The organism is Elizabethkingia argenteiflava (genome assembly GCF_009904105.1).
Lineage (GTDB): Bacteria > Bacteroidota > Bacteroidia > Flavobacteriales > Weeksellaceae > Elizabethkingia > Elizabethkingia argenteiflava.
In genome coordinates this window covers 1-317 of record NZ_JAAABJ010000350.1, presented here as the reverse complement: position 1 = coordinate 317, position 317 = coordinate 1, and the positions used below count along the sequence as shown (strand labels likewise).

The window sequence follows — 317 nt, the reverse complement described above, 5'->3', positions numbered from 1 at the left end:
GGACGGGGGAGGTCCCCGGGACCGACCGGCACCTGCTGGGCCTGCCCGGTCGGGTCGAGGAGCGTGACGGTGACCGGGCGCGCGGGACCGGCGCTGCGCCACCCGTCGAGCGCCTCCCACGGTCCGGGCCCCGCGACCAGGTGCTCGTCGGCCCAGGACCGGGCGGCGAGCGCGGCGGCGGACCCGGGCACGGTCGGGGCGGTCAGCAGCTCGTCGGCGGCGGACCCGTCGAGCCAGGAGGTGTGCACCTCGCCGGTGCCGAACGCGGTGCTGGCGACCAGTCGCCGCAGGAAGCCGGTGTTGGTGACCACGCCGAG

At 78.5% G+C, this 317-nt stretch carries 1 protein-coding gene; it reads right to left on the bottom strand.

The annotated features are described in order from the left end of the window. Window positions 1-317 (bottom strand): hypothetical protein (locus GNY06_RS03955; protein ID WP_212995078.1); only part of this gene is annotated, 317 nt, incomplete at both ends.